Source organism: Planosporangium spinosum (assembly GCF_049999945.1).
Taxonomy (GTDB): Bacteria; Actinomycetota; Actinomycetes; order Mycobacteriales; family Micromonosporaceae; genus Planosporangium; species Planosporangium spinosum.
Genome location: NZ_JBLYUB010000060.1, coordinates 1 through 5,503 on the forward strand (window position 1 = coordinate 1; position 5,503 = coordinate 5,503).

Below are 5,503 nucleotides of genomic sequence, written 5' to 3' on the forward strand. Positions count from 1 at the left end.
GACGACAAGTCAAGCGCAGGGCACACCACCGGCGGCCAGATGCGTTATGAGTCAGCCTCAATCGCCGGCCCCGATCCTGGCAGCAGTCCACCCAGGACCACCACCGCGAGCCTCACAGATGCGTTACGGATGGCGGTCAGATGATCCGTAACACGTCCGGCTAGACGATCTCTTCTAAACCTGCTTGAGTACCTCTGGTTGTCAGCGCGTGGTTGGATCGGCCGCTTTGGCCGCACGCTCGATCTCCATGCACCGGGCCTCCCAGAAGGCCGCGTCGCGATGCGCGGTCGCCTGCCTGGCCATCGTTCCTGTCGATCCGTCGAGCTGTTCACGCAGAATGTCAGCATGTCCGGCGTGCCGGCTGGTTTCGAGAAGCATGTGGACCAGGATGTTGAACAGCTTCACGTTGGGACGCGGCCACCAGGGCGCATGGCCGGGTGAGTCGATGGTGAGGACGGCGATCGTCGCGTCTGAGTGCTCCCAGACGCGACGGTATCGGTCGATGATGTCCTTCCGCGTTTCGTGCTCGGTCGCCCACATGTCGAGGCCACGCTGCGTGGCGTCGTCCCACCGGGGAAGCGGTTCGGGAAAAGGTCGGTCGAAGACCTCGCCGAAGTATCTGGCCTCCCAGATCGACAAGTGCTTGACCAGGCCGAGAAGGTTAGTTCCAGTCGAGGTCATGGGGCGACGCATGTCGTAGTCGGAGAGCGCATCCAGCTTCCAGAGCATCACCGCGCGAAACTCACGTAGATCGTCGTGCAGGTAGTCCTTGACGGCATCATCGATCACGGAGCAGGAGCCTGCCAGGCACCGTCTGCCGGCTCAACCCCGTAGGTCCGGCCGTGGCGGCTCGGGCTTGCGGACCTTGAACCGGACGACCGGCCTGGTGGCGATCCGTGCGACCTCGGTGAGCAGCTCGTCGCCGTCGTAGACGCGGAACGTGTGGTCGGCGGTCTCAACGGTGACGGTGCGGCCGGCGTGGGCCATGCCGACATGGATGCGTTGTCGGGCAATGGTGATCGCGCCGCGACTGCTGATGCGCCGCTCGACGCGGATCGGTTCGGGCGCCGGCGTTGGTGCGGGGCCGGCGGGGCGGGCGTCGCGGATGCGGGCCAGCTCGGCGGGGGTGAGCGGGTTGGGCAGGCTGCGTAGCAGGACGCCGTCGTCGATGAGTTGGAGCAGGCCGAGGTCCGGGCGTGACGCGTCGATCCGGGTGCTGTTCGTCTTCGACCCTTGGTCGCAGGCGGTCCTGCTCGTGGCGGGGAACAAGGCGGGCGACTGGACGCGCTGGTACAAGACGGCGATCCCGATGGCGGAAGCCGCATACGAGACGTGGTTAGCCGTGGAAAGGGTGCATCCAGCCTCGAGATGTTGCCACCGTTCCGGTTACCCCAGGGGGTCATTCTTCAGAGTTCAGGGACGGACGGGCCCACTGTGCCGAGCGGTATGCGCGTGCGACCGTGGACGAAGTGGCGGCCAGCTGCGGACGGGACGGCAACCAGACGGTCTGAACGCCGAGTTGCTCGTTCATCGCAGCGAGCTGGTACTCCTGGCGAAGGTCCGCGGCCGTACGTACGCCGCGGACGATGACCGTGGCGCCGCGGCGCACGCAGTAGGCGGTGGTCAGGCCGGTCCAGGTGTCAACCTCGACATTGCCCCAGGCTGCCGGCATGGCGTTGCGCACGCGTGCGGCCCTGGCAGTGGCCTCGGCGGTTGGTTGCTTGTCGGCGTTCACCGCCAGCAACACGATGACCCGGTCGAACATCACCCGGGCGCGGGCCACAAGGTCGCGGTGCCCCGGGGTGAACGGATCGAATGTACCGGGATAGATAGCCAGCGAACCGTGTGCCGGCACCACTCCAGGATTTGACGTAGCCGTCACCGCGTCTCCAACGACATGACCACGATCATGCCGGCCGTGCAGGCGCCGACCCGACGTGAGGCTTCCGTGGCCGAGATGGAGCGCACGCGGCCACCATATCTGACAATCAGATTCCGCTGCTCCGCCTGCTTGAGTGCGGCGACAACGGCCTCCCGGTGACCGCTGCGGCGTGGTTCGCATGCTGATGCCTCCGGCCCACTCTGCAGGTATGGGATCGCTGTCAGCGCTGTCCTCCGAGCAGGGGATTCCAGGTGGGGAAGGTGCTGGTCAGAGCGGTCGGGTCGGACGAGCGCGATGGCTCTTCACGGGGTTCGCATGCTGACGCCTTCGGTTGCCCGCAGAGCGTGCGAACCGCGTGAGGCGACATCCGAGGTGTGGCACCTGCCGGCGGGAGGTCGTGGCGGCTGCCGTACCTCCGCGTCCCTTCGGCTCAGTATCGGAGGGAAGATTCACGGAGCCGGTGCCTCGATGCTGACGGTGAAGCCCGGTGTCTCCTGGTGGCCCGGCAGCCTGTCCAGGGCTTGGGCCACGAACGCGCGGGCTGCGGCAGCGTCACCACGCCGTGGCGACCACGCCGATCGCCGGCCAGGTACGAGCTGCGGCGAGCCAGCGGCGAACTGACCCACCTGTTCCCGCACCGACTGTGGGTCGACGGCCGTCGCGGTCGAGCGGCCGGCCGGGCGGTTCGCGGGAGCCTACCGAAACATGCCCCGTGGGTCGGCCGTGGCCGGGGCGGCCGGGTTGCCGGGCCGGCGTCGCGGTCGGTGTGGGCCGGGGCGCCGTTCACGTGTTGACCGGCTGCGGCCACTTCCCGCCGGCAGCCCGGAGTGGTCGCCGTACTCACCCGCGGGGCTCCATGTGAATCCCCCTATCGGAGAGGCGGCCCGTCCAGGGCTCACCTGACTCGTGGCCGCATCGTAGGCGGATCTCGCGCACCTCGTGGTCCGGTGGCCGGGCCGCCCACCGGGTTCGCCTTGTCCTCGCCGCCGCCGGCATCGCCTACGGCGCCGACCGGCCTCCGGTGGGCATGTATACCCTCGTGGTCGTCAGCGGCTACGGCATCGGCCGGCGCACCGTGCGGGCAGCGACCAGCATGTGAGGGGACCCCGATGATCCGTTGGAGCTACGCCTTCATCGACCGCCCTTTTGTCCGGTTCGATGCCGGCTGCGCCTTCTGGGCGGCGGTGACCGGCACCCGCCTGTCGGCCCGGCGCGGCCCGGCGGGCGAGTTCGCGACGCTGTTGCCGGCCGGTGGCGACGCATACCTGAAGGTCCAGGGCGTGGGCGATGCCGGCGGTGCGCACCTCGACCTGGCCGTGGACGACCTCGCCGTGGAGGCGCGCAGGGCCGGTGAGCTCGGCGCCACGGTCGTGTTCCGGGAGCCGGATCTGGTGGTGCTGCGGTCTCCGGGCGGGCAGCTCTTCTGCCTGGTACCGTGGGCCGGCGAAGTGTCGCAGCCCACGCCCGTCGTCGCACCGGACGGTACGGCGAGCCGGCTGGACCAGGTGTGCGTCGACATCGCGCCGGGGAAGTACGACGCCGAGGTGGTCTTCTGGCGCGCCCTGACCGGGTGGGAGTTCCATCGTGGTGGGCCGCCGGAGTTCAATGGGCCGCCGGAGTTCAATGGGCCGCCGGAGTTCAATGGGCCGCCGGAGTTCAATGGGCCGCCGGAGTTCAATGGGCCGCCGGAGTTCAATGGGCCGCCGGAGTTCAATGGGCCGCCGGAGTTCAATGGGCCGCCGGAGTTCAACCTGCTCCTACCACCCGCGCCCGGCCCGGTCCGGATCCTGCTGCAACGGCTGGGCGAGGACCGGCCGAACTCGGCCCACCTGGACCTGGCCTGCGCCGACATCGAGGCGACGCGCTCCTGGCACGAGGGGCACGGGGCGTCCGTGGTCGGGCCGGGCTCGTCGTGGACGGTCATGCGTGACCCGGCGGGTGGGATCTACTGTCTCACCGGCCGGGACCCGTACACTGGCGACTCCCCCCAGTAGGCGTGGGTGGCGGTAGCGGCCTGCGGGGCCGGCCGTCCCGGTCGCGCTCGGCCGTCATCCGGTATCGATGCTGCGGGGATGCCATTCGGCCGCACCTTGTCGGCGGCGGTTGCCGCCGCGCACCATTTAATGGCAATAGTGAAGATCCACAACGGAGTGGACGACCGGCAATAGTGAAGATCCACTACGGGGTGGATGTAGGAGGAACGCGTGGCGGTACGGGAGCGGCTCGAAGCGATCTTTTCCGGCGTTGTCCGGCGCAACCCCGGCGAGGTGGAGTTCCATCAGGCGGTGCAGGAGGTGCTCGACAGCGTGGGCCCGGCGCTGGTCCGGCACCCGGAGTACGTCGACGCGAAGGTGATCGAGCGGATCTGTGAGCCGGAACGGCAGATCATCTTCCGGGTGCCGTGGGAGGACGACCGCGGCGAGGTGCACATCAACCGCGGCATCCGGGTCGAGTTCAACAGCGCCCTCGGCCCCTACAAGGGTGGCCTGCGCTTCCACCCGTCGGTGTACCTGGGGATCGTGAAGTTCCTCGGCTTCGAGCAGATCTTCAAGAACGCGCTGACCGGCATGCCCATCGGCGGCGGCAAGGGCGGGTCGGACTTCGACCCGAAGGGCCGCTCCGACAGTGAGGTCATGCGCTTCTGCCAGAGCTTCATGACCGAACTGTACCGGCACATCGGGGAGTACACCGACGTGCCGGCCGGTGACATCGGCGTGGGCGCGCGCGAGATCGGCTACCTGTTCGGGCAGTACAAGCGGATCACCAACCGGTACGAGTCCGGCGTGCTGACCGGCAAGGGGCTGATCTACGGCGGCGCCCAGGTACGTCGGGAGGCGACCGGGTACGGCGCGGTCTTCTTCGCCGACGAGATGCTGCGCAGCACCGGGGACAGCCTCGAGGACAAGCGGGTGGTGGTCTCCGGCTCGGGCAACGTGGCCATCTACGCCATCGAGAAGGTCCACCAGTTCGGCGGCATCGTGGTCGCCTGCACCGACTCGTCGGGCTACGTGGTCGACGAGAAGGGCATCGACCTCGAAGTCCTCAAGGATCTCAAGGAGGTCCGGCGGGCCCGCATCGGCGAGTACGTCGAAGCCCGTCCGCACGCGACGTTCGTCCCCGGGGGCACCGTGTGGGAGGTGCCGTGCGACCTGGCGATCCCGTCGGCCACCCAGAACGAGCTCGACGAGCGGGGCGCCGCCGCGCTGGTGGCCGGCGGCTGCACCGCCGTGGTGGAGGGCGCCAACATGCCCGCCACCCCCGCCGCCGTCCGGATCTTCACCGAGGCCGGCGTGCGGTTCGCGCCGGGCAAGGCGGCCAACGCCGGCGGCGTGGCGGCCAGCGCGCTGGAGATGCAGCAGAACGCCAGCCGCGACTCGTGGACGTTCGCGCACTCCGAGCAGCGGCTGCGGGAGATCATGCGGGACATCCACGCCCGCTGCTACGCCACCGCCGAGGAGTACGGGATGCCGGGCAACTACGTGGCCGGCGCGAACATCGACGGTTTCCGCCGGGTCGCCGAGGCGATGCTCGCCCAGGGCCTGATCTGACCGTCGCGGCTGCCGGGCGGTGTGACCCACACCCCCCCGCCGCCCCCACCAATAGACCCCCGCGCAGCCCCTA

General features: G+C 69.1%; 4 protein-coding genes and 1 pseudogene. 3 read left to right on the plus strand and 2 right to left on the minus strand.

Features of this window, described 5'->3' with window-relative positions:
• Positions 1 to 201: 201 nt before the first annotated feature.
• Positions 202 to 789: a DinB family protein gene (locus tag ACNTMW_RS34075; RefSeq protein WP_426638191.1), complete on the minus strand. Its 588-nt coding sequence runs from the start codon at positions 787 to 789 to the stop codon at positions 202 to 204.
• A 379-nt stretch (positions 790 to 1,168) separates the two neighbouring features.
• Here ACNTMW_RS34075 and ACNTMW_RS34080 point away from each other — a divergent pair.
• Positions 1,169 to 1,270: pseudogene (locus ACNTMW_RS34080) on the plus strand (hypothetical protein); the annotation flags it as partial.
• Between the two features lie 129 nt (positions 1,271 to 1,399).
• On the opposite strand, the gene coaD reads toward ACNTMW_RS34080, so the two are convergent.
• Positions 1,400 to 1,858 carry a pantetheine-phosphate adenylyltransferase gene (coaD, locus tag ACNTMW_RS34085; protein ID WP_426638192.1) on the minus strand — a complete coding sequence of 153 codons (459 nt, stop codon included), beginning with the start codon at positions 1,856 to 1,858 and terminating at the stop codon, positions 1,400 to 1,402.
• Between the two features lie 1,133 nt (positions 1,859 to 2,991).
• On the opposite strand from coaD, the gene ACNTMW_RS34090 reads away from it, so the two are divergent.
• Positions 2,992 to 3,876 (plus strand): VOC family protein, encoded by an 885-nt coding sequence (locus ACNTMW_RS34090; RefSeq protein WP_426638193.1) that lies wholly within the window; start codon positions 2,992 to 2,994, stop codon positions 3,874 to 3,876.
• A gap of 210 nt (positions 3,877 to 4,086) precedes the next feature.
• Positions 4,087 to 5,430, plus strand: a complete 1,344-nt coding sequence (gene gdhA / locus ACNTMW_RS34095) for an NADP-specific glutamate dehydrogenase (RefSeq protein ID WP_426638194.1) — start codon at positions 4,087 to 4,089, stop codon at positions 5,428 to 5,430.
• Positions 5,431 to 5,503 lie beyond the last annotated feature (73 nt).

What these genes read in the sequence shown, in the direction of transcription:
- ACNTMW_RS34090 (WP_426638193.1), top strand. Translation starts at nt 2,992, where the DNA reads ATGATCCGTTGGAGCTACGCCTTCATCGACCGCCCTTTTGTCCGGTTC.